Origin of the sequence: Leifsonia sp. 563 (genome assembly GCF_040545055.1) — a bacterium.
Lineage (GTDB): Bacteria > Actinomycetota > Actinomycetes > Actinomycetales > Microbacteriaceae > Leifsonia.
Map to the genome: position 1 here is coordinate 1 of NZ_JBEPLE010000005.1, position 26581 is coordinate 26581.

Here is a 26581-nt window from a genome sequence, read left to right on the forward strand (position 1 = left end):
GCCCTTCCAGGGCGTGCTTGGCGGTGACGTACGCCGACTTGAACTCGGACGCCCGCAGGCCGTGGACGCTGGAGATGTTGATGTGCGCTTTCGCGGCGCCGAAGCGCACATTCGGCACGAATCTGCGGGCGGCTCAGAGCACGAACGGGAGGAGAGCGCGCCGCTCAGAGGGGTAGTCCGGGAACGTCTCGCGGTACCAGCGGTGGTTCGCGAACGCCCGGGGCGCCAGGTTCGCGAACGTGTACAGCGCGAATGCGGTGCCCGCGAGAGACCAGGTGGCGATCGCCCATCCCGTCCACTCGATCATCTCGCCGAGGTAGTTGGGGCTGGAGACGTACCGGAAGCCGCCGCCCTGAGGGATGCGGTACCCGCCTCCCGACCGTCGCAACAGCCGCAGCGTGCGGTCGGAGCGCGCATTCAGCGTCAGCCCACCCGCGAACAGGACGACGCCCGCCCAGAACCGCCAGTCCCCCAGCCACGACACGGGATAGCTCCCGTACTCCGAGATCCATCGCGCGTTGACCCACGCGTTCAGCAGGTTGAAGCCGATCGCCAGCAGCATCACGAGCACGGGCATGCGCGACCCGGAGCGCATCAGGAACGGGTAGACGAACGCCCGGTAGACGTAGTGCACGAGCCAGAGCGCCAGGAACAGGAGCGGCACGAGATCGAAGCGGTGCGATCCGAGCAGGTAGAACACCACGAAGAGGATGGACGCGGGCGCCTCCATGACGACCCAGCCGACCCGCGCGGGCACCGTGGGGCCCCATCCACCGCGCCCATGGCGCCCGCCGTACGGCGCGACGATGAACAGCAGCGCGACGAACGTCACGACAGCCAGCGCGATCTCGGCGTAGACGAACCAGCGGTAGGGTCCCTCGGGCATGCCGCCAGCCTATCCACGCGGCAGCCCGGCAGGACGATGCCCCGGTCCGCCGAGCTGGACTCGACGGACCGGGGCCGGCGTCACTGCTGCTGCGCGTTCGCGGCGGCGAGCAGCCCGTCGATCATGTCGGGCGTCACCTGGCCACCCGACATCATGCCGACGCGTCCGATCGGGAACGATGCCATCATCCGCTCCATCGACACGCCTTCCGGCATGATCGACGACGCGCCGTCGAACAGTTCCGACATCCCCGCCAGCGCTCCCTGCACCATGGGACCGGCGACGGGATGCGCGAGCACCTCGCCGAGCGACGACTCGCGCGTGAGCGGCAGCCGCACCTCGTCTCCGTCGACCGCCGCAGACACCGTGGCCCGCAGGTCACGAATGGAGGCGCCCACCTCGATCGTGTACTCGCCGCCCTCGACCACCCAGCGGTCGGCGCGAACATCCCAGTACGCCAGGTCCTCTCGCCGGACCGTCACCGCGACCTCACCGGAGGCGCCCGGCTCGAGCTCGATCACCCCGAAGCCCTTGAGTTCCCGCGGTGGACGCTGCACGTGCGACCCCGCCAGTGACGTATACACCTGCACGACCTCGCGACCGGAGCGCTCCCCCGTGTTCGTCACGGTGACGCGAACCTCGATGTCGCCGGATGCGGTCACGGATGCGCTCGCATCGCCGTACGAGAAGGTCGTGTACGAAAGGCCGTGACCGAACGGGTACTCGACCTCCATCCGGCGCGCGTCGTACCAGCGGTAGCCGACGAACAGGCCCTCGCCGTACCGGACGTGTCCCTCCTCGCCCGGGAAGTTGAGGAACGCCGGGGTGTCCTCCAGCCGCAGCGGCACGGTCTCGGTGAGCTTGCCCGACGGGTTGACCGCGCCGAACAGCACGTCCGCGGTCGCGGAGCCGCCTGCCTGGCCGAGCAGCCAGCCCTCCACGATCGCCGGCACGGTCCGCGAGAACGGGAGCGTCACCACGCCGCCGTTGGACAGCACGACGACCGTGCGCGGGTTGGCCGCGACCACTGCATCGATGACGGCCAGCTGGTCCGCCGGCAGGTCGATGTCGTCGCGGTCGTAGCCCTCGGACTCCAGCCGTGCGGGCAGCCCGGCGAAGACAACGGCGACGTCGGCGGTGGATGCGGCCGCGACCGCTTCCTCGCGCAGTCGCGACGACTCGTTCGCATCCACCTCGGCAGCGAGCGAGAACCCGGAGGCGTAGGCGACATCCCCGGCGACCGCGCGGATGGCGGTGAGGGCGTCGTCGAGCCGGGTGGGGCGGATCATCGACGAGCCGGCGCCCTGGTACCGCGGCTTCTCGGCGAACGCGCCGATGACCGCGATCGACCGGTCGGCGGGGAGCGGGAGAAGCGGGCGGTCATCGGATGCCGGGACGTCGTTCTTCAGCAGCACGATGGAGCGGCCGGCTGCCTCCCGGGCCAGCGCGTGGTGGGCGTCCACGTCGAGCGGACCCTCCACGCGCTCCGTGTCGGCCCACCGGGTCGCGAGCTCGGCCACCCGGGCCGCCGACGCATCCAGCACGGACTCGTCGAGCGAGCCGTCGCCCACCGCCGCGACGACCGCGGCATCGCTCAGCCCGGCGTTGCCCGGCATCTCGAGGTCGAGCCCGGCGCGCAGGGCGGCCACGCGGTCGCTGACCGCACCCCAGTCGGAGACGACGAGGCCCTGGAAGCCCCACTCGTCGCGCAGCACGTCGGTGAGCAGCCACCGGTTCTCGGACGCGAACACGCCGTTGATGCGGTTGTACGAACACATCACGGTGTGCGGCTGAGCGTCCTCGACGACGCGCTGGAAGCCGCGGAGGTAGATCTCGCGCAGCGGCCGCGGGTCGACGTCGGAGGAGGAACGCATCCGGTCGTCCTCCTGGTTGTTGGCCGCGAAGTGCTTCAGCGACGCACCGACCCCCTGCGACTGGATGCCGCGCACGAGTGCAGCGCCGAGAACGCCGGAGACGATGGGATCTTCACTGAGGTACTCGAAGTTGCGGCCGCACAGCGGCGACCGCTTGATGTTGATGCCCGGTCCCAGGAGGACGGCGACGTCCTCGATGGACGACTCGACCCCCAGCGCGGTGCCGACGCGCTCGACCAGCTCCACATCCCACGAGGAGCCGAGGGCCACCGCGGGAGGGAAGCAGGTCGCCGGAACGCTGTCGCCGATCCCCAGGTGATCGCCGCCCTCCCGTTGCTTGCGGAGGCCGTGCGGGCCGTCGGTGAGCATGACGGACGGGATGTCGCCGACCGCCTTCGTGCGCCAGAAGCTCTCCCCGCTGGTGAGCGAGGCCTTCTCCTCGACGCTGAGCCCGGAGATGTCGGCGGCGGTGGCCGCCGTGGTCGTGTCTGTCATGTGTTTCCTTCCGTGTGGTGCGTGGAGCAGTGAGACTGAGAAGCGGTGAGGTCGGTCGGGGTCAGCGGGTCGCCTTGATGGGCCAGACGGCCAATGCCCCCAGGATGCCGAGGACGATCCCGATGGGGAAGAGCCCGGCGTATCCGAAGGCGAGCACGATCGCGCCCGCGACACCGGGGGCGAGGGTCTGCGGCAGCGTCGCTGCGATGTTGACGACCCCGAGGTCCTTGGCGAAGGACTTCGCCGACGGCAGCACCTCGCTCATCAGCGCCGTATCCACTGCCTGGAACATCCCGAAGCCGAATCCCGAGATGGCCGTCATGATGAACCAGGCGGTCAGATCGGGCCAGAGCCACGGCAGCAGGAAGGCGACGCTGACGACGGCGGCAGAGGCGAAGACGAAGGGCTTGCGGCGGCCGAAGCGGTCGGAGAGCGGGCCGGAGATCACAGTCGAGATGATGATGCCGGCGAGGCTGATCAGCCCGAGCAGCGGGATGACCTGCTCCGGGTGCGCGACATGGAAGTAGTCGGTGAGCAGGAACAGCTGGTACCCCGTGACGGCGAAGTACCCGGTGTAGAGCAGCAGCCGTCCCGTGAACGCCCAGAAGAAGTCGGGATGCGCGATCGGGTTGACCCAGAACGTCCGGAGGAACTCGCCCAGGGTGAACGGCTCCCGTTCCAGTGCCCGGCTCGAGTAGTCAGGGTTCGCCAGTACGAAGAGGGTCAGGACGACGAGCGAGAACACGGCGAAGAAGACGTACCCGACCGCGATGCTGTTGAAGAACAGCGAACCGACGATCTGGCCGCCGAGCGCGCCGACCATCAGGCCGATTCCGGAGAGGGCGGCGAACGTGCCGCGGCGCTTCAGCGGCACCCGGTCGGGCATGACCGCCGTGAGCGGGCCCTGGGCGAAGTTGTAGCAGATCTGGACGAGGGTCCAAGCGATGATCACGCCGACGAGCGAGTTCGCGAACGCGAGGCCGATCAGCGACAGTCCGCCGGCGAGGGAGCCGAGGAGGATCCACGGTGCTCTGCGCCCGAAGCGCGAACGGGTGCGGTCGGAGATCTGGCCGGCGATCGGCTGCGCGACCATGGCCGCGAACGCGCCGATGGTGGCGACGATCGTGAGGTTGGCGACCTTGTCCTGCTCGCCGAACAGCTGCGTGATCTGCTGCGGGAGGAGGATGCCGGGCAGCGCGCCCCAGATCAGATAGATGCCGAGGTTGGCGGGGATGATCCACACCATCAGCCGGCGGAGGCCCTTGATGGGTGCGGGCGGATCGTCGTTGCCGGAGGCGGTGCCGACGAAGGTGTTGGTCGTGATCGGTGTCGGCTCGGCGGCGGGTTCGCCGAGCGGGACGGAGGTGTCTGACGTCATTGTCGAAGGGGTTCCTCTCACCATCCACCGTGGACGGTGGGAAAACCATACGTCACTCGGTTTTCAGAAAGCAAGCGCTGTTCGGTTTATGGTGGAGGCATGGCACGACGAGGTTCCTACGCGAAAGGCGTGGCGAAGCGGGATGAGATCCTGGAACGCGCGCTCGAGGTGATCGCCCGCGAGGGCATCCGCGGAGCGTCGGTGAAGGAGCTGGCGGATGCGGTGGGCCTCAGCCAGGCCGGCCTCCTCCACTACTTCGACAGCAAAGAGGAGCTGTTCACGGCGATCCTCCGCAAGCGCGACGAGGTCGACAGCCGCCGCTTCGGCGACGTGGACGAGGAGCCCTCGCTCGACCGCATCCGCGACGGGTATGTCGGAATCGTGCGGCACAACGCCGAGGTTCCGGGTCTGGTGCAGCTGTTCTCGCGCCTGGCGGTCGACGCGGGCGACCCGCAGCATCCCGCCCACGACTACTTCGTCGAGCGCAGTGCGGCCCTCCGGCAGACTTTCGCCGCGGCGCTGGCGGACCGGCAGGCCGACGACGCCGTCGGGAGCCGGGTCGACCCGGACACGCTCGCGCGCATCCTGCAGGCGGTCTCCGACGGCATGCAGCTGCAGTGGCTGCAGGACCCATCGGTCGACATGGCCGCGACGGTCGACGCGCTCTTCGAGCTGCTCGCGCCCGCGGCGCCTAAGGCCTAATCACGGGTTGTCGGACGACGACGACCCGGGCAAGGAGCATCACAGCGCCACAAGAGATCAGCGCGAAGACCGCGTTCCAGAGGTCGAGCCCCCAACACATGATCGCGAACGCCGGGAGGAAGACGCACGCAGAGGCCAGGTGGATGCGCCAGCGGGCGATTCGCGTGACCGTCATGCCAGAGGCGCGTGCCAGCGACGGAGTGCGCTCGAACCGGACGACGAGGAGGGAGAGGGCTCCGACCAGAACGGCCGCCGCGATCAGCACCAGCGGTCGGCTCGACCACCAGGCCGGGCTGCCCGGCTGCGGCGTCCAACCCGGCACCAGAAGGCACACCCCGATGATGACCACGATGCAGGTCAGGTGCCAGAGGTACACGGTCATCAGGCGGCTTCCGATGAGGAACGTCACCGCCTGGGCCGCACGCCCACGCATGACAGCCGTGAGTGCGGGATGGAGCAACGCGAGTACGCAGAGCTGCGTGACGCCAAGGAGACCGAGGGCGAACAACGGAGGGTATTGGTTGCGCAGCATGTCCGGTGAATAGATATCCGACGCCATTCCGGCGACGAGGAGCGCGGCCGTGACAGTACCCGCGGCCGCGAGCAGCACACGCGGTGCGCGAAGGAGGCGCCCATCGGCGTAGAAGAACCCCAGCTGCTGGGCGAACAACCAGACGAATGCGGTGTTGAGGAGCCCGATCGCCTCGATCCCTGTCGCCGAACGGGCGGCGTCGACCGTGAGTGCGGCGGCGGCCAGCGCGGCCAGTGTTCGATAGGGCGCCCGTTCGTGCAGTGCGATCATGGCCGGCGCCGCCCACTGACACAGCACGAAGGCCGCCAGGAACCAGAGGGGCGTGCCCACGCCCGCGGCGACCGCCCGGACGAGGGCCGTGGGTGCACCGGCAAGCGCGGCGATCGAGAGCGTTGCCGCGAAGAAGGTGAAGAGCGGCAGGCTGGGCCGGGCGAGGCGGAGGACGCGTGCCCGGACGAACTCCGTCCACTCTCCTCCCCGCATGCGCAGAGACCGCCACCCCGTGTACGCGGTGAACCCCCCGAGCGCGAAGAAGAGCGGCATCACCTGCCCGAGAACGGAGACCACAGGAAACCACGGCTGTTCAGCGAGAGGCTTCGTAATCGTCAGCGAGCCGTCGGCGTCCCGTCCGACACCGATCAGGAGAAGATGGGCGACGACCACGACCACGACGCTGGCAACACGAGCGCCGTCAACGACGAGGTCACGCCCGCGCAGATCGAGTGGGGCGCCCCCGGGGTCCGATTTCATGCGACGAGCATAAGTGGAGAGCGAAAGCCGCCCGGAAGCGATGGCCGCAATGGCTCGACGACCGACGACAGGCTTACAAAGTGTGGGCCCTGCCTTTGGGTACAGCATCGAACCGACGATCAATCAGGAAGTGTGGGCCCTGCCGGGATCGAACCGACGACATCCACGGTGTAAACGTGGCGCTCTACCAGCTGAGCTAAAGGCCCCTAACGCCCCTCCACCCTACCGAACCCGTCGCCTCGCGAGAGATTTGCGCCAAATCTCTGTTATGCGTGTCTCATAACCGAGATTTGCGCCAAATCTTCGCCACGCGGAGGGCGTAAGGCGGGTCAGACGTGGGCGGGGAGGCGGTCGAGCGCGGCGCGGTACGACTCGATCGAGCGGGCCTCGCCCGGCGCCGTGATGAAGGACGCGCGGATGATGCCGCGCTCGTCCACCAGGAAGGTCGCGCGATTGGCGAAGCCCTTCTCGGCCAGGAAGACGCCGTACTCCTTGGCGATGTCGCCGTGCGGCCAGAAGTCCGCGAGCAGCGAGAAGCCGTAGCCCTCCTGCTCCGCCCACGCCCGCAGCGTGAACTTGGAGTCGACCGAGACGCCCAGCAACTCGACCCGGTGGTCCTCGAACAGGGAGATGTTGTCGCGCAGAGCGCACAGCTCGCCGGTGCAGGTGCCCGAGAAGGCGAGCGGGAAGAAGACGATCGCGACGGCCTTCCGGCCACGGAAGTCGCTCAGTCGAACCGTCTCCCCGTACTGGTTGAGCAGTTCGAAATCGGGTGCGAGCGTGTCGTTCTCTAGAGCCACGATGACACAGCCTAGACCTCGGTTCTCGCAGCACCAAGTGACGGTCAACGACGGCGTCGGAGTGAGGCTAGGCTGGACGATGGTGCCCGCGCTTGTCGAAACCCGACAGCGCTCCGGCTTGTCCACGATCCATCCGACACAAGAAAGAGGTCGAGGGTGACTGTAAACGACCAGGACCCGTACTCGATGAATAACATCGATTCGGACCCGGAGGAGACCGCCGAGTGGCGCGAATCCCTCGACCAACTGGTTGCGGCCCATGGCCATGAGCGTGCTCGCGAGATCATGCTCAGCCTGCTCAAGCGCTCGAAGGAACTGCACGTCGGCGTGCCGATGGTTCCGACGACGGACTACATCAACACGATCTCCCCGGAGAACGAGCCCGAGTTCCCCGGCGACGAGGAGATCGAGCGCCGCTACCGCGCGTGGATCCGCTGGAACGCCGCCGTGCTCGTCCACCGTGCGCAGCGCCCCGGCATCGCCGTCGGCGGCCACATCTCGACCTACGCGTCGAGCGCCGCCCTCTACGAGGTCGGCTTCAACCACTTCTTCCGCGGCCAGGACCACCCCGGCGGCGGCGACCAGATCTTCGTCCAGGGCCACGCCTCCCCCGGCACCTACGCCCGCGCGTTCCTCGAGGGGCGCCTGAGCGCCGACCAGCTCGACGGCTTCCGCCAGGAGAAGTCGCACGCCGGCGGCGGCCTCTCCAGCTACCCGCACCCGCGCCTCATGCCGGAGTTCTGGCAGTTCCCGACCGTGTCGATGGGCCTCGGGCCGATCAACGCGATCTACCAGGCACAGCTCAACAAGTACCTCACCAACCGCGGCATCAAGGATGCCTCCGACCAGCACGTCTGGGCGTTCCTCGGCGACGGCGAGATGGATGAGGTCGAGTCGCGCGGTCAGCTCCAGGTCGCGGCGAACGAGAAGCTCGACAACCTCACGTTCGTCATCAACGCGAACCTGCAGCGCCTCGACGGCCCGGTCCGCGGCAACGGCAAGATCATCCAGGAGCTCGAGAGCTTCTTCCGCGGCGCCGGCTGGAACGTCATCAAGGTCATCTGGGGCCGCGAGTGGGACGACCTGCTCGCCCGCGACGCCGACGGCGCGCTCGTCAACCTCATGAACGAGACCCCGGACGGCGACTACCAGACGTACAAGACCGAGAGCGGCGCCTACGTCCGCGAGAACTTCTTCGGCCGCGACCCGCGGACGCTGGAGCTCGTGAAGGACTACAGCGACGACCAGATCTGGAATCTCAAGCGCGGCGGCCACGACTACCGCAAGGTGTACGCGGCCTTCAAGGCGGCCGCAGAGCACAAGGGGCAGCCGACCGTCATCATCGCCAAGACCATCAAGGGCTACGGGCTCGGCCCGTCGTTCGAGGGCCGCAACGCGACCCACCAGATGAAGAAGATGACGCTGGACAACCTGAAGACGTTCCGGGATGCCATGCGCATCCCGATCACGGACGCCCAGCTCGAGGAGAACCCGTACCTCCCGCCGTACTACAACCCCGGCGCGGACGACGAGGCGATCCAGTACCTGCACGACCGCCGCCGCGCACTCGGCGGCTACGTGCCGGAGCGCCGCGCGAAGTACACGCAGCTCAACCTGCCGGACGACTCCGCGTACGCGATCTCGAAGAAGGGCTCCGGAACGCAGGAGGTCGCCACGACCATGGCGTTCGTCCGCCTCCTGAAGGACCTGCTGCGTTCGAAGGACTTCGGCCACCGCATCGTCCCGATCATCCCGGACGAGGCGCGCACCTTCGGTATGGACGCCTTCTTCCCGAACGCGAAGATCTACAACCCGAACGGCCAGCACTACACGTCGGTCGACCGCGAGCTGCTCCTTGCCTACAAGGAGAGCCCGCAGGGCCAGATCATCCACGTCGGCATCAACGAGGCCGGCGCGCTGGCCGCGTTCACCAACGTGGGCACGTCGTACTCGACCCAGGGCGAGCCGCTCATCCCGGTCTACGTCTTCTACTCGATGTTCGGCTTCCAGCGCACGGGCGACGCCCTGTGGGCGGCGGGCGACCAGATGGCGCGCGGCTTCCTCGTCGGCGCCACCGCCGGTCGCACCACGCTGACCGGTGAGGGCCTGCAGCACGCGGACGGCCACTCGCCGCTGCTCGCATCCACCAACCCGGCCGTCGTCCAGTACGACCCGGCGTACGGCTACGAGATCGGCCACATCGTGCGCGCCGGCCTCGAGCGGATGTACGGCGGCAACCACCCGGACCCGAACGTCATGTACTACCTCACGGTGTACAACGAGCCGATCGTCCAGCCGGCCGAGCCGGAGGGCGTGGATGTGGACGGCATCGTCCGCGGCGTCTACAAGCTGCGCGCCGGCGAGGGCGACGGGCCGAAGGCCCAGCTGCTCGCGTCGGGCGTCTCGGTGCCGTGGGCCCTGGAGGCCCAGCACCTGCTCGCGCAGGATTGGGGCGTCTCCGCCGACGTGTGGAGCGTCACCTCGTGGGGCGAGCTGCGCCGCGACGGTCTCGCTGCCGAGGAGCACAACTTCCTCTACCCGCAGCAGGAGAAGCAGGTGCCCTACGTCACCCGCAAGCTGCAGGAGGCGGAGGGCCCGTTCGTCGCCGTCACCGACTACTCGCACGCCGTGCCGGACATGATCCGTCAGTTCGTCCCGGGCGAGTACGCGACCCTCGGAGCCGACAGCTTCGGCTTCTCGGACACCCGCCCCGCGGCTCGACGGTTCTTCAAGATCGACGGACCGTCGATGGTGGTGCGGACGCTGGAGCTCCTCGCCGCGCAGGGCAAGGTCGACCCGAACGCGCCCGCCTGGGCGATCGAGAAGTACCTCCTGCACGACGTCAACGCCGGCACCACGGGCAGCGCGGGCGGCGAGGCGTAACGGCTCCCGTGGCAGGCGGCCAGGTGGAGAGGACGAAGCCCGAGACGCTCGCGTGGCTGCGCAAGATCTCGGGTGAGCTGGCGACGACCACGCTCAAGCGGCTCGAGGACACCCTCCCCTGGTACCGCGACATGCCACCGGGCCGGCGCAGCGCCGTCGGCCTGGTGGCCCAGGCGGGCATCTCGTCGTTCATCTCCTGGTACGACGACCCGCGCTCGACGCCGTGGATCGCCGCCGACGTGTTCGGCGCGGCCCCCCGCGAGCTGCTCCGCAGCGTGAGCCTGCAGCAGACGCTGCAGCTCATCAAGATCACCGTCGAGGTGGTCGAGGAGCGCGTGAAGACGGCGGGAAGCGAGGATCTGCGGGAGGCCATCCTGCTGTACTCCCGCGAGATCGCGTTCGCGGCGGCCGACGTCTACGCGCGTGCCGCTGAGGCCCGCGGCCTGTGGGACGCACGCCTCGAGGCCCTGGTCGTCGACAGCATCCTGACCGGCGAGTACGACGACGAGCTCCCCAGCCGCATCGCCGCGCTCGGCTGGCACGGGCACGGCGAGGTCAGTGTCCTCGTCGGCACCGCGCCGAAGATGCTCGACGTCGACCAGCTGCGCCGCACCGCCCGGCACATGTCGGCCGATGTGCTGATCGGCGTGCAGGGCAGCCGGCTGGTGCTGGTGATCGGCCGCGCCTGGCCGAGCAACAGCACGCCGGAGGAGGCGATCGGCGCCGCCCCTGTCGTCTCGTTCATGGAGATCGCACAGCAGCTGGAGCCCGGCTTCGGCCCCGGCCATCTGGTACTCGGCCACGAGGTCCCGAGCCTGGTGGATGCGTCCAAGAGCGCGAAGGCGGCCCTCGCCGGTTTCGCGGTCGCCCGGGCCTGGCGCAACTGCCCTCGCCCGGTGCACGCGGACGACCTGCTCCCGGAGCGCGCCCTCGCCGGCGACGGCCTCGCCCGCGCGACGCTGATCAGCCGCATCTACCGCCCGCTGCAGGGCTACTCCACCGAGCTGCTCACCACGCTGTGGTGCTACCTCGACAACGGCCGGTCGCTGGAGGCGACGGCGCGCGAGCTGTTCGTGCACCCGAACACCGTCCGCTACCGCCTGAAGCGCGTCTCCGAGGTCATCGGCTGGGATGCGACCGGCGCGCGCGAGGCCCTCATCCTGCAGGCGGCGCTGATCGTCGGCTCCATCAACGAGCCCGACTCGCCCCGCCGCGGCGGCTGAGTTGTAGACAACCACAAAGCATCTTCGAATAGTTCGTATCCATCCGACACATCCGCCTGGCGGAAGATTGGCAGACTGGAAACCGTGATCGTCATCGTGTGCCCGGGTCAGGGATCCCAGACCCCCGGCTTCCTGGAACCCTGGCTCAGCGAGTCCTCGTTCCGCGACCAGCTCACCGGCATCTCCGACGCGGTCGGCATCGACCTGGTGGCGCACGGCACCGTGAGTGACGCCGACACCATCCGTGACACCGCGATCGCTCAGCCGCTCATCGTCTCGGCCGGACTGCTGACTCTGTCCGCACTCTTCGCCGACGGGCGCCGCGACCGGGTCGGCGGCATCGCCGGTCACTCGGTCGGCGAGCTCACCGCGGCCGCCGGAGCCGGTGTCCTCAGCGAGACCGACGCGGTCGCCTTCGTGCGCGAGCGCGGCGCCGCCATGGCCCGCGCGGCCGCCGAGGCGCAGACCGGCATGAGTGCCGTGATCGGCGCCGACGAGCCCGAACTGCTCGCCCGCCTCGACGAGCTGGGCCTCTCCCCCGCCAACTACAACGGTGGTGGCCAGATCGTCGTCGCCGGCGCTCTGGATGCGCTCGCCCAGCTGGCCGAGAACCCGCCGGCCCGCGCGCGTGTCATCCCGCTGCAGGTCGCCGGTGCATTCCACACCCGGTACATGGCGTCCGCCGTCCCGGCGCTCGAGCAGTTCGCCTCCACCCTGACGACGAACGACCCGACTCTGCGCCTCTGGACCAATAACGACGGCTCCGAGGTGACCGACGGTGCCGAGTTCCTGCGACTCCTCGTCGGCCAGGTCTCGTCGCCGGTGCGCTGGGACCTCGACATGAAGGCCTTCGAGGAGGCCGGCGTCACCGGTCTGATCGAGGTCGCCCCTGCCGGCGCGCTCGTCGGCCTCGCCAAGCGCGGCCTGAAGGGCGTGCCGACCGTCGCCATCAAGACCCCCGACGACCTGCCGGCCGCCTTCGACCTCATCGACCAGGCCGCGTAAGGCCGCAAGGAGCTCCCCCGATGACCCACCCCACCCTGCAGCAGTCGCACGGCCCGCAGTACACCCGCATCCTCTCGATCGGCGCCGCCCGCGGCGAGAACGTCGTGCCGAACGACGACCTGGTCGGGCCGATCAACTCCTCCGACGAGTGGATCCGGCAGCGCACCGGCATCATCACCCGGACGCGCGCCGGCCGGGACGTGCTCGCCGTCGACCTCGCCACCGAGGCGTCGAAGGAGGCCATCGCGAAGTCGGGCGTCGACCCGAAGCTGATCGACGCCGTCATCGTCGCGACCGTCTCGAACGTGCAGCAGACGCCATCCATCGCCGCCGTGCTCGCCGACCGCGTCGGCGCCAACCCGGCAGCCGCGTACGACATGAACGCCGCCTGCGCCGGGTACGCCTACGCGGTGGCCCAGGCGGATGCGCTCATCCGCACCGGCGCGGCGCACTACGCGCTCGTCGTCGGCGCCGAGAAGCTCTCCGACGTCGTCGACCCGACCGACCGCACCATCTCGTTCCTGCTCGGCGACGGCGCGGGAGCCGTCGTCATCGGCCCGAGCGACTACCCCGGCATCGCCAAGACGGTGTGGGGCTCGGACGGCTCCAAGGCCGACGCGGTCGGGATGGGCAACACGCTCCTCGAGTTCCGCGACGGCGAGAAGCCGTGGCCGACCCTCCGCCAGGAGGGCCAGACGGTCTTCCGCTGGGCGGTGTGGGAGATGGCCAAGGTCGCCAAGCAGGCGCTCGACGAGGCCGGGGTCTCCCCCGACCAGCTGGCCGCGTTCATCCCGCACCAGGCCAACATGCGCATCGTCGACGAATTCGCCAAGCAGCTGAAGCTTCCGGAGACCGTCGCCATCGCCCGCGACATCGAGACGACGGGCAACACGTCGGCCGCATCCATCCCCCTCGCGACCCACCGACTGCTCCAGGAACACCCGGAGCTGAGCGGCGGCCTGGCGCTCCAGATCGGCTTCGGGGCCGGTCTGGTGTTCGGCGCGCAGGTCGTCGTGCTGCCCTAGACTGTTTCCCGGTCACAACGACACCCCCCTCAAGGAGAGAAAAACCATGGCATTGTCCACCGAAGAAGTTCTTGCCGGCCTGGCCGAGCTCATCAACGACGAGACCGGCATCGCGACCGACACGGTTGAGCTGGACAAGTCGTTCACCGACGACCTCGACATCGACTCGATCTCGATGATGACCATCGTGGTCAACGCCGAGGACAAGTTCGACGTGAAGATCCCCGACGAGGAGGTCAAGAACCTCAAGACCGTCGGAGACGCGGTCGAGTTCATCGTCAAGGCGCAGAACGCCTAGGCGCAGAGCCAGGATTCTTCCGCGCGGGCGGCGCGCGACCGTGTCGCCGCCCGCGCGTGCGGCAGCGCTCTGACCGAGCGCCGCCATCCTCATTCAGGAGAGTTGCCGTTATGACCAAGAAGATCGTCGTCACCGGTATGGGCGCGTCCTCGCCCCTCGGTGGCACCGCCCCCGAGAGCTGGAGTGCCCTGCTCGCCGGCGTCTCCGGCGCCCGCACCCTCGAGCACGACTGGGTCGCCCAGTACGAGCTGCCGGTCACCTTCGCCGCCGAGGCCAAGGTGCGCCCGGAGGAGGTGCTGGAGCGTCCCGTCGCCAAGCGTCTCGACCCGTCCAGCCAGTTCGCCCTCATCTCCGCCATGGAGGCGTGGGAAGACGCCGGCCGTCCGGATGTCGCACCCGAGCGTCTCGGTGTCGACTACGCCACCGGCATCGGCGGCGTGTGGACCCTGCTCGAGGCCTGGGACACGCTGCGCGAGCGCGGCCCGCGCCGTGTCCTCCCCATGACCGTCCCGATGCTCATGCCGAACGCAGCATCGGCCGCGGTCTCCATGCACTTCGAGGCGCGTGCCTACGCCCGCACCGTCGCCTCCGCCTGCGCCTCCAGCACCGAGTCGATCGTCAACGCCTACGAGCACCTGCAGCTGGGTCTCGCGGACGTGGTCATCGCCGGCGGCACGGAGTCCGCCATCCACCCGATCACCGTCGCGTCGTTCTCGTCGATGCAGGCGCTCTCGCGCCGCAACGACGACCCGGCGCACGCCTCCCGCCCGTACAGCGTCGACCGCGACGGCTTCGTGATGGGCGAGGGCGCGGCCAGCCTGGTGCTCGAGACCGAGGAGCACGCCCTCGCGCGCGGCGCCCGGATCTACGCCGAGCTCGCGGGCGGCGGAGTGACCGCCGACTCGTACCACATCACCGCGAACGACCCGGAGGGCCGCGGCGCCAGCCGTGCTCTGCGCATCGCCCTCGACCGGGCCGGTGCGGTGCCGGACGACGTCACCCACATCAACGCGCACGCGACCAGCACGCCGGTGGGCGACCCGTCCGAGTACGTGGCGCTGCGCGAGGTGTTCGGTGAGCGCGTCCACGGCATCCCGGTTTCCGCCACCAAGGCGTCCACCGGACACCTGCTCGGCGGCACGGGTGCGCTGGAGGCCGTGTTCAGCATCCTCGCGATCCGCGACCGTCAGGCCCCGCCGACGATCAACATCACCGAGATGGACCCGGCCATCCCGCTGCAGGTGAAGGGCGAGCCGCAGCCGCTCGGCGACAGCGCACAGCTCGTCATCAGCAACTCCTTCGGCTTCGGTGGCCACAACGCCGTCGCCGCGTTCCGCAGCTACTGAGCCGACGCAGGACACAGGAAGGCCCCGCTCGTCATGAGCGGGGCCTTCTCTGTTTCACCGCAGGCGGGCGGCCGTGCCAGGCCCGCCGCGGGAGTCGGTGCGTCGTTCAGCCGACGTTGTGCAGCCAGATGACCGATGTGTCGTCGTGGGCGTGCCGGAACGGCTCCAGCTCGTCGTCCCACGCCTGACCGAGGGCCAGCCGGAGCTCGCGGTGCAGCTCGAGCGCGTTCGCTCCGGCGATCTCCATGGCGTAACGGATGCGATCCTCCGGCACGACCATGTTGCCGGCCGTGTCGACCTGGGCGAAGAAGATGCCGAGATCGGGCGTGTGCATCCACCGGCCGCCGTCGGTGCCGTGACCGGCGTCCTCCGTCACCTCGTAGCGCAGGTGCTCCCAACCGCGCAGGGCGGACGCGAGGCGCGCGCCGGTGCCGGGCGGGCCGTCCCAGAAGAACTCCGTGCGCTGGGAGCCCTTGAGCACGGGCTGCGACTCCCAGGTGAAGTTCACTGCACGCCCGAGGGCACGACCTGCCGCCCACTCGATGTGGGGGCAGAGCGCGCTGGGAGAGGAGTGCACGTAGAGCACCCCTCGAGCGACGTGTGCCGACATGGTTCTCCTCCGTTCGTTGGTGCGTCTTCCCCTACGACCAGGAACGGATGGAAATCTTCGGCGTGTGAAGTTGCGGTAGCGCTCGCGCGCGTTGCCACGATTATGCCCGAGAACCGCGGGGAGTTACAAGATTGTGATTCGGCGATTCGCTCGCCGGGCGAACACCGGACGGAATAGCATACCGAGTATGTCGGTCCAGAACGGTTTCCTCGCGCTCCTCACCCAGGGCGCTGCCTACGGCTCCCAGCTCCAGAGCGAGTTCCTCTGCCGTGCCGCACACCGACGGCAGCTCAATCCCGGCCAGGTGTATTCGACGCTCGACCGGATGACGGATCAGGGTCTCGTCGCTTCCGCAGGCGCCACCGACGACGGCCTTCCCCTCTACGAGCTGACCGCGGCGGGACGGGAGGCAGCAGCAGCCTGGCTCGGCGGTGCGCCCGCCGACGGCCGCCCGGACTGGGACGAGATGCAGGACCAGGTGCTGATCGCCGCCTCCCTGGAGGGGGTGGATGCGCTGGTCGTCGTCGACGGCTATCGCGCCGCCTACGCCGAGAAGATCCGCTACCTCACCCACGAAGCGGACTCGCGCGCCCTGCTCGCGGCGAACCGCGCGGCCGAACTGGGCGCGAAAGCAGCCATCGAGTGGCTGGACGAGGTCGCGGCCACCCTGCGGTCACATCCCGGCGCGCTGGTGCAACCGCGCTCCCCCGAGCGTCCGCGGCGCGGCCGTCGGCCGGCCTCCGAGGCGGCTGCTCCGTCGGCAGCCGCAGCGCAGGCGGAGAGCCGCAGCGCGACCTAGTGCAGCAGCTCGCCCTGCGTGTTGAGGACGTTCTTCTCGCCGGCCTCGATCGGCACGGCGAAGCGGTTCTGCGCCGGCGGCAGCGGGCAGTTGAAGTTGTAGCTGAACGCGCACGGCGGCAGGACCGCGAGGTTGAAGTCCAGCGTGACCGTGCCGTCCTCGTTCGGCACCACGAAGAGGAACCGGCCGACCGAGTAGGTGCTGTCGCCGTTCGTGGTGTCCGCGAAGACGAGCTGGAGGGCGCGTCCGGCCTTGAACGCGGCGAGGTTGTAGTCGACGCCGTCCTTGGTGAAGGTGATCTCGCCGGGGATGACCATGTCGCGCGTTGCGCCGTCGTCTTTGAGGTGCTCGAAGCCGACGGTCTTGCCGCCCTCGATCGGGGTGAACGCGGCCTGGATGATCCACTCCGGGTTGAACGGGAAGGCGTCGATCGAGCCGAACTCCTGGATCGCCTCGGAGTTCGCATCCCACACGCGGAGCGCGTAGTCGCCGTCCTCGCTGGCGATGACGAATCCGCTGACCGTGTCGCTGAAACGGATCGTGCCGGGGTTGGGGTCATCCTTGCCGCGGACGATCGCCGAGCCGTCGACCAGCACGTCGTCGACGAAGATGTTGTCGGTCGCCGCGGCGGTGACCTTGAGGCCCGACTGGCCCTTCGGCAGCGGAGACCAGAGACCTGGGACGCCCCAGATCGGCTGCTCCGAGTCCGGCTCTCCCGTGATCCACTGGGTGTTCACCAGCGCCAGGTTGCCCTGCGGCGCGGTCACGGCCTGTTCGCGGCGGGCGCGGTAGCGGGCCAGGACGGCGTTCGGGTCGGTGGGAGCGGCAGCGGCGGTGTCGGTCATGGTTTCCATCCTCGGTCAGGTCGGAGGTGACAACCAACTCCGACACTCGGGCATTCCGCGGGCGACGTCATTTCGCCTCAGCGTAGCTGTCGACGATCGCGGCCGTCACCGGGAACTCCACCGGGAATGCGCCGAACAGCAGCCTGCCCGCCTGCTGCGCCGCGGCGTGCACGGCGGCAGCGACCTCGTCCGCCAGCGTCTCCGGGGTGTGGACGATGACCTCGTCGTGCAGGAAGTAGACGAGATGCGGGGATGCGGTGAGCGGTGCATCCGGCGCGAGGGCGGTCAGGCGGTTGCGGAGCTCGGCCATCCAGCACAGCGCCCACTCGGCGGCGCTGGCCTGCACGACGAAGTTGCGGGTGAACCGGCCCCAGTCACGGGACAGGCCGCGGGCGCGCCGTTCGTCGGCCTCGGTCGCGTCGGACGCCGACGCCGCCGATTGAGCCGCAGCCCATCGGCCGCCCGGAACCGGCGAACTGCGGCCGAGCCGGGATGTGACCTTCTCGCCGCGCTCCCCCGCCCGCGCCGCCTCCTCCACGAGCCGGACGGCCCGCGGGAAGGCGCGCGTGAGTCGCGGCATCAAGCGACCGCTCTCCCCCGTCGTCGCCCCGTACATCGCGCCGAGCATGGCGACCTTCGCCTGCGCGCGGGCTTCGACGGCGCCGGACGCGACGATGCCCTCGTAGAGGTCTTTGCCCCGGCCGGCGGCGGCCATCGCCTGGTCGCCGGAGAGCCCAGTGAGGACGCGCGGCTCGAGCTGGGCGGCGTCCGCCACCACCAGCTTCCAGCCCGGGTCGGCCACGACGGCCCGGCGGACCTGCCGCGGCAGCTGCAACGCGCCGCCGCCGCGGGTCGCCCAGCGGCCGGTGACGACGCCGCCGGGAACGTAGTCCGGCCGGAAGCGGCCGTCGTGCACCCAGGCGTCGAGCCACGTCCAGCCGTTCGCGGTCAGCAGCCGCGACAGCTTCTTGTAGCGCAGCAACGGGTCGATGACGGGGTGCTCGATGCGCCGGAGCTCCCACGACCGCGTCGAGGTCGCCATGATGCCGGCGCGCTGCAGGGCCTTGAGCAGGTCCGGCGGACTGTCGGGGTTCAGTTCGGGCGCATCCAACTGGTCGCGGAGTTCCCGTGCGAGGTTCTCCAGCACGGCGGGACGACCGTACACGGGACGGGGGCCGAGCAGTCCGGTCAGCAGTTCGTCGTGCCGCTCGGCGCTGTAGGGCAGGCCGGCGTGCTGCAGCTCCACGCCGATGAGCGCGCCTGCGGACTCGGCCGCGAGCAGCAGCCGCAGGCGGCGCGGGTCGGCGCTCGCGGCGACGGCCTCCTCCTGCGCTGCGAACTCATCGCGAATGGATGGCGTGGTCGCGTTCGCCGGCTCGGCCGGCTCCTCAGAATCAAAGAGGGCCTCGTCGAAGTCGAAGAGGGCCGTGTGCGAGGCCGGGGACTCGGTCTCGGGCTCGACCGCCACATCCCACGCGCCGGGCTCGGCACGCGCCAGAGGTGTGGATGCGGTCAGCGTGGAGTTGCGGAGGATCACGTGGCAGAGCCGCAGGTCGACGCAGCGCTCCACACGCACCCCGGCGGAGAGGAGCGCGGCATACCAGGCCCGCGTGTCATCCCACACCCAGCGCGGCCGATCGCCGCCGCCTCCCGCGCCCGTCTCCTCCGTGCGCACGAACTCCGGCAGGGCGTCGAGCGCGAGCGTCTCGCTCCGCTCGACCTCACCGCCGCGCGACGGATCGAGCCACGTCGCGCGGACGTCGCCGCGCCCGACGCGCTCGAGGAGGATGTGCACCCTCCCATTCTCGCCGCGACCGCCGACACGGACCGACGCCCGAATGCTTGCGTGCGCGCCCGCAGCTGAGGATAATTCACGGAACGACGATGCCGACCCGAAAGGCATGATCGACGATGACCGTCTACCTGCACGACAGCCAGGGGGTCTGGATCGCGTTCCGAAGCGACCTGACCTCCCGCGACCTCTTCAACCCCGATGGCGACTGGATCGGATGGTTCCCCTGGGGCGACGACGACGCCGTCACGCCCGAGGGCGACTATCTGGGAACCGTCCGCGGCGACCGGCTGTTCGCCCGCGCCGACGCCCCGTACCGCGGCCGTCCCGGCTATCCCGGGGCACCGGCGTACCCGGGCACGGTGCCGTATCCCGGTGCCGCGTCGTACACGGGTCTGCCCGACGGCTGCGAGGACGTCGCCGGCGCCCTCCTCTGGCCGCGCGTCGCCTCCTGACCCACGCCCCCAGCCAACAGCTCCTGAGTTTTTCCGGCGCGGACCCGCGTGTCGACCCGAAAAACTCAGGAGCTGTTGGCTGGGGCGTCGGGTTGGCTGGGCGGTCAGTCCGAGAGGGCGGTGAGGCGCGCGCGGAGCTGGGGCCACGACGCCGCGAAGCCCGGATGCAGCGGGAGCGCGTTCACCTCGTCGACCGGCACCCAGCGCAGTTCGATGCTTTCCACGTCCGCCATGTGCGGCTCGAACGGACGCACGGCCTGACCGACGACGGTGGTGTACGACCAGAAGCCGAGGTCGAGCACGCTCTCGAACAGCACGTGCACCGCGTCGGGCGGCACGGCGGCCTCCTCCGCGGCCTCCCGCAGCGCGCCGTCGACAGCACTCTCACCGGCGTGGCGCGCTCCGCCCGGGAGCCCCCAGGTGCCGCCGAAGTGACTCCAGTCGGCCCGGTGCTGCAGCAGGATGCCGCGCCGCAGGTCGTGCACGAGCAGCCCGGCGGCGCCGAACCGACCCCAGAACCGCTGGCCGTCCGGCCCTTCCACCCACGCGTCTCCCGAGTCCACAGCTCCACGTTAGTCGCCGCCGGCCGCCGCTCTCGCCGCGCTGTCATACGGAGACGCGGCGTGGGAGGCTGGACGCATGCCCGTCCGCAGCGCCGCCCTCCTGCTCTACCGCCGTCGCGCCGCCGTCGAGGTGTGGATCGCCCACATGGGCGGCCCGTTCTGGGCGCGCAAGGACGAGGGGGCGTGGTCGCTGCCGAAGGGCATCGTAGAGTCCGACGACCTGGGCGACGAGCTGGCCGCCGCGCGCCGCGAGTTCGCCGAGGAGATGGGCTCCCCCGCGCCGGATGCCGACTACGTCCCGCTCGGCGAGTTCCGTGGTTCGGGCAAGACGATCGTCGTGTTCGCCGCCGAGTCGGAGTTCGAGCCGGACGCGATCGACAGCAACACGTTCGAGCTGGAGTGGCCTCCGCGATCGGGTCGGATGCAGGAGTTCCCGGAGATCGACGACGCCCGGTGGTTCTCGGTGGACGACGCGCGCCTGAAGCTGACGAAAGCCCAGCGGCCCATTCTGGACACGCTGCTCGCCCGCCTGGAGGAAGACGCGGAAATCCACTAGTCCCCACAGCTTCCCCGCACCGTAGGGTAAGCCCCAGCAGGGCGGAACCCGAAGGAGGGGCTGTGGCGAAGAGCAAGGCCGAGAAGGCCGCCGAGAAGGCACTCGACGCGGCGCGGGTCGCCGTCGGCGAAGCGGAGCAGGCGGTCAAGAAGCTCGACAAGAAGACACGGCGCGAGGCGGAGGATCTTGCCGATCGCCTCCAGCAGGCCGCGAAGGATGCGAAGAAGGCGGTGCGCCGGGCCAAGAAGACCGCGGACGACGCACGGACCTCGGCGAAGCAGATCGTCGAGCACGTGGCGGCGCCCGCGTCGAGCACCGGCATCCCGACGTTCCGCGAGCTGCGCGACCGGGCGAAGGCGCGCGGCATCCAGGGGTACTCGCGCATGAACAAGGCCCAGCTGCTGCACGCGCTGGGCGAGGGGTGATCGGGGCGTCCGTTCACCGGCGCTTTACCGGGCACCCGTAGCGTGCGGCCGTGGCCGATGCTCCCCTGACCGATGTGTCCGACGGCGACGTGCCGACAGCCGGCAGCCCGCGCGCCGGTCTGCTGCTGCGGTCGGAGGATGCGCCTCCCGCGCGAACGCTGATCGACATCCTGACGGAGACGGCGCGCCGTTTCCCCGACGCGTCGGCGCTGGAGGACGCCGCGGGAGCGCTGAGCTATCGCGAACTCCTGGCGCGGGTCGCGGCCGGCGCAGGCCGTCTGCGCGAGCACGGCGTGAGCCGGGGCGACCGGGTCGGCGTGCGGATGAGCTCGGGCAGCCGGGAGCTGTACCTGGCGATCCTCAGCGTGCTCGCGGCCGGCGCGGCGTACGTGCCGGTGGACGCCGACGACCCGCAGGAGCGCGCCGACCTCGTCTTCGGCGAGGCCGGCGTCCGTGCGGTCCTGACCGATGCCGGACTGGTCCTGGCGGGCGAGGACGCGCCGCAGCAGGTGCTCCGCGACGCGCCGCATCCCTCAACGGCTGCGCTCCCCGTCGTCGCCCCTCCGGAGCCGGAGGACGACGCGTGGATCATCTTCACGTCCGGCTCGACGGGGACGCCGAAGGGCGTCGCCGTGCGCCACCGGTCCGCGGCCGCGTTCGTGGACGCCGAATCCCGGCTGTTCCTGCAGGAGGAGCCGATGGGCCCGCAGGATCGCGTGCTCGCCGGGCTCTCGGTCGCGTTCGACGCATCCTGTGAGGAGATGTGGCTGGCCTGGGCGCACGGCGCCTGCCTCGTGCCCGCACCGCGCGCGCTCGTCCGTACCGGGATGGACCTCGGTCCCTGGCTCTCCGCTCGACGCATCACAGTGGTCTCCACCGTCCCGACCCTCGCGGCGCTGTGGCCGGTGGATGCGCTGGACAACGTCCGGCTGCTCATCTTCGGCGGGGAGGCGTGCCCGCCGGAGCTGGTGAGCCGGCTCGCCGTACCGGGGCGCGAGGTGTGGAACACGTACGGGCCGACGGAGGCGACCGTCGTCGCGTGCGCGGCACCGCTGGTCGCGGGCGAACCCGTACGCATCGGGTTGCCGCTCGACGGCTGGGATCTGGCGGTGGTGGATGCGGAGGGCCGCCCGGTCGCGGACGGCGAGAGCGGCGAGCTCGTCATCGGAGGCGTCGGCCTCGCCCGCTACCTCGATGCGGCGAAGGACGCGGAGAAGTACGCGCCGATGCCCACGCTCGGCTGGGAGCGCGCGTATCGAAGCGGCGACCTGGTGCGGTTCGACCCGGCCGGGCTGTTCTACCAGGGCCGTGCCGACGACCAGGTGAAGGTCGGCGGCAGGAGGATCGAGCTGGGCGAGGTGGAGTCGGCGCTGCAGCAGCTTCCCGGCGTCTCCGGCGCCGCGGCCGCGGTTCGCCGTTCCGCCGCGGGCAACGACATCCTGGTCGGCTACCTGGCCGTGCCGGATGCCGCATCCTTCGACCGCGCGGCCTCGCTTGCCCAGCTGCGCGAGACGCTGCCCGCCGCGCTCGTTCCGCTGCTCGCCGTGGTCGACGAGCTTCCGGTGCGCACCTCCGGCAAGGTGGACAAGGCCGCGCTGCCGTGGCCGCTGGAGGACACCGCGTCCGACGGCGCGACCACGGACGACCCCGTCGCGGCCGCGTTGGCGGACGACTGGCGCAGTGTTCTCGGGCTGCCGGTCACCGGCCCTGACGACAACTTCTTCGACCTCGGCGGAGGCTCGTTGGCGGCGGCGCAGCTGGTGTCGTTGATCCGCCGGCGGCATCCCGACATCACCGTCGCCGACGTGTACGCGACGCCGCGCTTCGGGGCGATGGCGCAGGCACTGGCGGAGAGCTCGCCGTCGTCGTCGGCCGCGTCCACGCACGTGGTCCCGCCGACCCCGCTCCGGATGCGCGCACTGCAGACCGTTCTCGGCATCCCGCTGTTCATCCTCGGCGGCATCCGGTGGCTGCTCTATCTGCTGACCGCATCCGCGCTGCTGCGGCCCTTCGGCGGGTTCGACGTGCTGCCCGCCGCAGACCCGGTCTGGCTCATCCTCGGACTCGTCGTGTTCGTCACGCCCTGGGGGCGTATGGCGATCGCGGTGGTCGCCGCCCGGTTGCTCCTGCTCGGGGTGCGGGCGGGCGACCATCCCCGTGGCGGCGGCGTGCACCTCCGGCTGTGGCTGGCCGAGCAGGTCGCCCACCAGATCGGCGCCGCCAGCCTCGCGGGAGCCCCGTGGATCCTGTACTACGCCCGCGCGCTCGGTGCGACGATCGACCGCGGCGTCGATCTCCACACCCTGCCGCCGGTGACCGGGATGCTGCGGATCGGCGCCGGCGCATCCATCGAGCCGGAGGTCGACCTGGCCGGCTACTGGATCGACGGCGACGTCGTGCGGATCGGCGAGATCCGCATCGGCGCCGGCAGCTCGGTCGGCGCACGCAGCTCGCTCATGCCCGGCACCAAGATCGGCCGCAACGCGACCGTGGCCCCGGGCTCGGCCGTGTTCGGCCGGGTGCCAGCGGGTCAGAACTGGTCGGGCTCGCCCGCCGTCCGCGTCGGCCGGGCACACGACTGGTGGCCGCAGGAGCGTCCGCAGCGCCGGACCCGCTGGCTCGCCGCGTACGCGCTGTCGTCGATCGTCGTCTCGCTCGTCCCGGTCGTCGCCCTCGCGGCGGGTGCCGCGGTGGTCGCCGCCTTCCTCCGCGGTGCGAACGGCTGGGGCGACGTGATCGCCCGCGCTGCGGCCGGCCTGGTTCCCGGCACGCTCGTCGCCGGAGTCGTGCTCGCCGCGCTGGTCGTCGTGCTGGTCAGGCTGCTCGGCATCGGGATGCGCGAGGGCGTCTACCCGGTCCGCAGCAGGACGGGCTGGCAGGCATGGTCGACGGAGCGTCTGCTCGACCAGGCCCGCACGATGCTCTTCCCGCTGTACTCGAGCCTGTTCACGCCGGTCTGGCTGCGGATGCTCGGTGCCCGGGTGGGCTCCGATGTCGAGGCGTCGACCGTGCTGCTCCTCCCCCGGATGACCCGAATCCGCGACGGCGCGTTCCTCGCCGACGACACGCTCGTGGCGTCGTACGAGCTCGGGGGCGGATACGTCCGCATCGCCGCGGTCGACATCGGGGCGCGCGCCTTCCTCGGAAACTCGGGGATGGCCGGAGCGGGCAACCGCGTCCCGCGCGACGGGCTGGTCGCCGTGCTGTCGTTCGCGCCGCGCAAGGCGAAGGCCGGCACGTCGTGGCTGGGTTCTCCGCCCGTGAAGCTCCGCCGCCAGACGCAGGACGCCGACCTCTCGCGCACTTTCGAGCCGCCGACGCGCCTGCGGGTCGCCCGCACCGCGTGGGAGCTGCTGCGGATCGTGCCCGTGATCGTCACGTGCGCCATCGGCCTGGCCGTCGTCATCGCGCTGGGCGCCGTGAACGTGGCCTGGGGTCCGATCTGGGCGATCATCCTGAGCGGGCCCGTCCTCCTGCTCGCGGGCGCCGTCGCCGCAGCGCTCAGCACCGCCGCCAAGTGGGCGCTGATCGGGAGGCTGAAGCCGGGCGAGCATCCCCTCTGGTCGTCGTTCGTGTGGCGCAGCGAGGTGTCCGACACGTTCACAGAGATGGTCGCGGCGCCCTGGTTCGCCTGGGCGGCCTCCGGGACCCCCGCTCTGGTGTGGTGGCTGCGCAGCCTCGGCGCGCGGATCGGCTCCGGCGTCTGGATCGACAGCTACTGGCTCCCGGAGGCCGATCTGGTCACGCTGGGCGACGCATCCACCGTCAATCGGGGCTGCGTCGTGCAGACGCACCTGTTCCATGATCGAATCATGAGCATGGACCAGGTCACCATCGAACGCGGCGGAACGCTCGGGCCGCACAGCGTCATCCTGCCCGCAGCCGATATCGGCGCCGACGCGACCGTCGGGCCCGCCTCCCTCGTGATGCGCGGCGAGACGGTCCCCGCGGGCAGCCGCTGGAGCGGTAACCCGATCGGTCCGTGGCGCGAGGTTGTCGTGCGCGAGTACCGGGCGCGGGCCGGCGGATGAGCGACGGAGCACCGCACATCTACCTGCCGCGCTCCGGCACCCACGACTTCTCGGTCCTCCGGTACGACCTCGACCTCGACTACCGGGTGACGACGAACCGGTTGGATGCGACGGCGCTGATCCGCGCGCGGGCCGACGTCCCGCTGACGTCGATCATGCTCGACCTGGTGCACCTCAAGGCCAAGAAGGTGCGGGTGGACGGGCAGAAGCGCGCCCGATTCAGCCAGAACGCGACGCACCTCCGCATCCTTCCGGCGTCGCCCATCCCGGCCGGCGAGGAGTTCGTCGTCGAGATCGCTTACGACGGCTCGCCCGTGCCGCGCAGGACCCGCTGGGGCACGCTCGGCTGGGAGGAGCTGACCGACGGGGTCATCGTGGCTTCGCAGCCCTCCGGAGCGCCCACCTGGTTCCCGTGCAACGACCGGCCCTCCGACCGCGCCGCCTACGGCATCCGCGTGACGACCGAGCAGGCGTACACGGTGCTCGCGACCGGCGAGCCCACCGGCCACAGCGTCAGCGGCGGGCGCGGGACGTGGACGTTCGAGCGCGAGGAGCCGACCGCGACCTACCTCGCCTCGGTGCAGATCGGCCGCTACACGCTCGAGCCGCGGCGGACGGCCGGTGTGGAGTGGGTGGTCGCCTATCCGCCCGCTCTCGCACGCCGCGTGCTGCACGACTTCGAACCCGTCGGGCGGATGCTGGAGCGCTTCCAGGCACTGTTCGGGCCGTACCCGTTCCCGTCGTACACGGTCGTCGTCACGGAGGATCCGCTGGAGATCCCGCTCGAATCCCAGGCGATGGCGACCTTCGGGTCGTCGCACGCCGACGGCCGGAGCGGCTCGGAACGCCTGGTCGCCCATGAGCTGGCGCACCAGTGGTTCGGGAACAGCGTCGGGCTCGCCTCCTGGCACGACATCTGGCTGAACGAGGGGTTCGCCTGCTACGCCGAGTGGCTGTGGTCGGAGGTCTCCGGCGGGATGTCCGCGGCGGCGCACGCGCGCATCCACCACGCCGCTCTGCGCGTCACGCCCGGCGACCTGCTGCTCGGCGACCCCGGGCCCGACTCGATGTTCGACGACCGCGTGTACAAGCGGGGCGCGTGCCTGCTGCACGCACTCAGGCTGCGGCTCGGCGACGACGTCTTCTTCGAGTTATTGCGGACCTGGACGCGGGAGAACCGGTTCGGGACGGTCACGAGCGCCGATTTCGAGGCACTCGCGGAACGTTTCTCGGAGGCGCCGCTCGGCGATTTCTTCGATGCCTGGCTGCGGGAGACACGGCTGCCGTCGCTCGGGCACTGAACTCGCG

22 protein-coding genes, 1 tRNA gene and 1 pseudogene are annotated in these 26581 nt (G+C 70.3%); 13 read left to right on the forward strand and 11 right to left on the reverse strand.

Features of this window, described 5'->3' with window-relative positions; translation table 11 throughout:
• The 4 genes and pseudogenes from ABIC47_RS14140 to ABIC47_RS14155 form a co-directional block, all read right to left on the reverse strand.
• A pseudogene (locus ABIC47_RS14140) lies at positions 1–82 on the reverse strand (3-hydroxybutyrate dehydrogenase); the annotation flags it as partial.
• A gap of 51 nt (positions 83–133) precedes the next feature.
• Complete coding sequence (locus tag ABIC47_RS14145) at positions 134–886, reverse strand: methyltransferase (RefSeq protein ID WP_354481255.1); 753 nt, start codon at positions 884–886, stop codon at positions 134–136.
• 80 nt (positions 887–966) lie between these two features.
• Positions 967–3255 carry a glycoside hydrolase family 3 C-terminal domain-containing protein gene (locus ABIC47_RS14150; protein ID WP_354481258.1) on the reverse strand — a complete coding sequence of 763 codons (2289 nt, stop codon included), beginning with the start codon at positions 3253–3255 and terminating at the stop codon, positions 967–969.
• A 61-nt stretch (positions 3256–3316) separates the two neighbouring features.
• On the reverse strand, positions 3317–4633 hold the full coding sequence (locus tag ABIC47_RS14155) for an MFS transporter (protein WP_354481261.1): 1317 nt from the start codon (positions 4631–4633) through the stop codon (positions 3317–3319).
• 99 nt (positions 4634–4732) lie between these two features.
• Here ABIC47_RS14155 and ABIC47_RS14160 point away from each other — a divergent pair, with 99 nt between their 5' ends.
• Positions 4733–5335 carry a TetR/AcrR family transcriptional regulator gene (locus ABIC47_RS14160; protein ID WP_354481264.1) on the forward strand — a complete coding sequence of 201 codons (603 nt, stop codon included), beginning with the start codon at positions 4733–4735 and terminating at the stop codon, positions 5333–5335.
• On the opposite strand, the gene ABIC47_RS14165 is transcribed toward ABIC47_RS14160, so the two are convergent.
• From ABIC47_RS14165 to ABIC47_RS14175, 3 genes are all read right to left on the reverse strand, one after another.
• The gene (locus tag ABIC47_RS14165; RefSeq protein WP_354481266.1) at positions 5325–6617 is read right to left on the reverse strand and encodes an acyltransferase family protein; all 1293 of its coding nucleotides are present in this window, start codon (positions 6615–6617) and stop codon (positions 5325–5327) included. The genes ABIC47_RS14160 and ABIC47_RS14165 overlap by 11 nt on opposite strands.
• A gap of 133 nt (positions 6618–6750) precedes the next feature.
• Positions 6751–6823 (reverse strand) — tRNA-Val (locus ABIC47_RS14170).
• 123 nt (positions 6824–6946) lie between these two features.
• Entirely contained in the window at positions 6947–7417 is a 471-nt protein-coding gene (locus tag ABIC47_RS14175; RefSeq protein ID WP_089875762.1) for a peroxiredoxin, read from the reverse strand.
• Positions 7418–7573: 156 nt separating this feature from the next.
• On the opposite strand from ABIC47_RS14175, the gene aceE reads away from it, so the two are divergent.
• The 6 genes from aceE (at position 7574) to ABIC47_RS14205 (ending at position 15197) form a co-directional block, all read left to right on the forward strand.
• Positions 7574–10300 carry a pyruvate dehydrogenase (acetyl-transferring), homodimeric type gene (aceE, locus tag ABIC47_RS14180; protein WP_354481270.1) on the forward strand — a complete coding sequence of 909 codons (2727 nt, stop codon included), beginning with the start codon at positions 7574–7576 and terminating at the stop codon, positions 10298–10300.
• 23 nt (positions 10301–10323) lie between these two features.
• The gene (locus tag ABIC47_RS14185) at positions 10324–11523 is read left to right on the forward strand and encodes a PucR family transcriptional regulator (protein WP_018190966.1); all 1200 of its coding nucleotides are present in this window, start codon (positions 10324–10326) and stop codon (positions 11521–11523) included.
• 84 nt (positions 11524–11607) lie between these two features.
• Positions 11608–12528 carry an ACP S-malonyltransferase gene (locus ABIC47_RS14190; RefSeq protein ID WP_354481273.1) on the forward strand — a complete coding sequence of 307 codons (921 nt, stop codon included), beginning with the start codon at positions 11608–11610 and terminating at the stop codon, positions 12526–12528.
• A 20-nt stretch (positions 12529–12548) separates the two neighbouring features.
• Positions 12549–13553, forward strand: coding sequence for a beta-ketoacyl-ACP synthase III (locus tag ABIC47_RS14195; protein ID WP_018190964.1), 1005 nt, complete (start codon positions 12549–12551; stop codon positions 13551–13553).
• Positions 13554–13599: 46 nt separating this feature from the next.
• A complete protein-coding gene (locus ABIC47_RS14200; RefSeq protein WP_018190963.1) occupies positions 13600–13851 on the forward strand; it encodes an acyl carrier protein in 252 nt (83 codons plus the stop codon).
• Between the two features lie 110 nt (positions 13852–13961).
• Positions 13962–15197 carry a beta-ketoacyl-[acyl-carrier-protein] synthase family protein gene (locus ABIC47_RS14205; RefSeq protein ID WP_354481276.1) on the forward strand — a complete coding sequence of 412 codons (1236 nt, stop codon included), beginning with the start codon at positions 13962–13964 and terminating at the stop codon, positions 15195–15197.
• A 106-nt stretch (positions 15198–15303) separates the two neighbouring features.
• On the opposite strand, the gene ABIC47_RS14210 is transcribed toward ABIC47_RS14205, so the two are convergent.
• On the reverse strand, positions 15304–15807 hold the full coding sequence (locus ABIC47_RS14210; protein WP_026307170.1) for a DUF3145 domain-containing protein: 504 nt from the start codon (positions 15805–15807) through the stop codon (positions 15304–15306).
• A 187-nt stretch (positions 15808–15994) separates the two neighbouring features.
• Between ABIC47_RS14210 and ABIC47_RS14215 the strand changes: the two genes are divergently transcribed.
• Positions 15995–16606, forward strand: a complete 612-nt coding sequence (locus ABIC47_RS14215) for a PadR family transcriptional regulator (protein ID WP_354481278.1) — start codon at positions 15995–15997, stop codon at positions 16604–16606.
• Here ABIC47_RS14215 and ABIC47_RS14220 read toward each other — a convergent pair.
• The gene (locus ABIC47_RS14220; RefSeq protein ID WP_020074797.1) at positions 16603–17451 is read right to left on the reverse strand and encodes a DUF1684 domain-containing protein; all 849 of its coding nucleotides are present in this window, start codon (positions 17449–17451) and stop codon (positions 16603–16605) included. The genes ABIC47_RS14215 and ABIC47_RS14220 overlap by 4 nt on opposite strands.
• 67 nt (positions 17452–17518) lie before the next feature.
• A complete protein-coding gene (locus ABIC47_RS14225; protein ID WP_354481280.1) occupies positions 17519–19246 on the reverse strand; it encodes a bifunctional 3'-5' exonuclease/DNA polymerase in 1728 nt (575 codons plus the stop codon).
• A 116-nt stretch (positions 19247–19362) separates the two neighbouring features.
• Here ABIC47_RS14225 and ABIC47_RS14230 point away from each other — a divergent pair, with 116 nt between their 5' ends.
• Positions 19363–19698, forward strand: a complete 336-nt coding sequence (locus ABIC47_RS14230; RefSeq protein WP_354481283.1) for a hypothetical protein — start codon at positions 19363–19365, stop codon at positions 19696–19698.
• Positions 19699–19802: 104 nt separating this feature from the next.
• On the opposite strand, the gene ABIC47_RS14235 is transcribed toward ABIC47_RS14230, so the two are convergent.
• On the reverse strand, positions 19803–20261 hold the full coding sequence (locus tag ABIC47_RS14235; RefSeq protein WP_020074800.1) for an NUDIX domain-containing protein: 459 nt from the start codon (positions 20259–20261) through the stop codon (positions 19803–19805).
• 76 nt (positions 20262–20337) lie between these two features.
• Here ABIC47_RS14235 and ABIC47_RS14240 point away from each other — a divergent pair, with 76 nt between their 5' ends.
• The 4 genes from ABIC47_RS14240 (at position 20338) to ABIC47_RS14255 (ending at position 26574) form a co-directional block, all read left to right on the forward strand.
• Positions 20338–20817 carry an NUDIX hydrolase gene (locus ABIC47_RS14240; RefSeq protein ID WP_354481286.1) on the forward strand — a complete coding sequence of 160 codons (480 nt, stop codon included), beginning with the start codon at positions 20338–20340 and terminating at the stop codon, positions 20815–20817.
• 62 nt (positions 20818–20879) lie between these two features.
• Positions 20880–21242, forward strand: a complete 363-nt coding sequence (locus ABIC47_RS14245; protein ID WP_018190954.1) for a hypothetical protein — start codon at positions 20880–20882, stop codon at positions 21240–21242.
• A gap of 50 nt (positions 21243–21292) precedes the next feature.
• Complete coding sequence (locus ABIC47_RS14250) at positions 21293–25273, forward strand: Pls/PosA family non-ribosomal peptide synthetase (RefSeq protein ID WP_354481288.1); 3981 nt, start codon at positions 21293–21295, stop codon at positions 25271–25273.
• Entirely contained in the window at positions 25270–26574 is a 1305-nt protein-coding gene (locus ABIC47_RS14255) for a M1 family metallopeptidase (protein ID WP_354481290.1), read from the forward strand. The genes ABIC47_RS14250 and ABIC47_RS14255 overlap by 4 nt, the downstream gene beginning before the upstream one ends.
• The last annotated feature ends 7 nt before the right edge of the window (positions 26575–26581 follow it).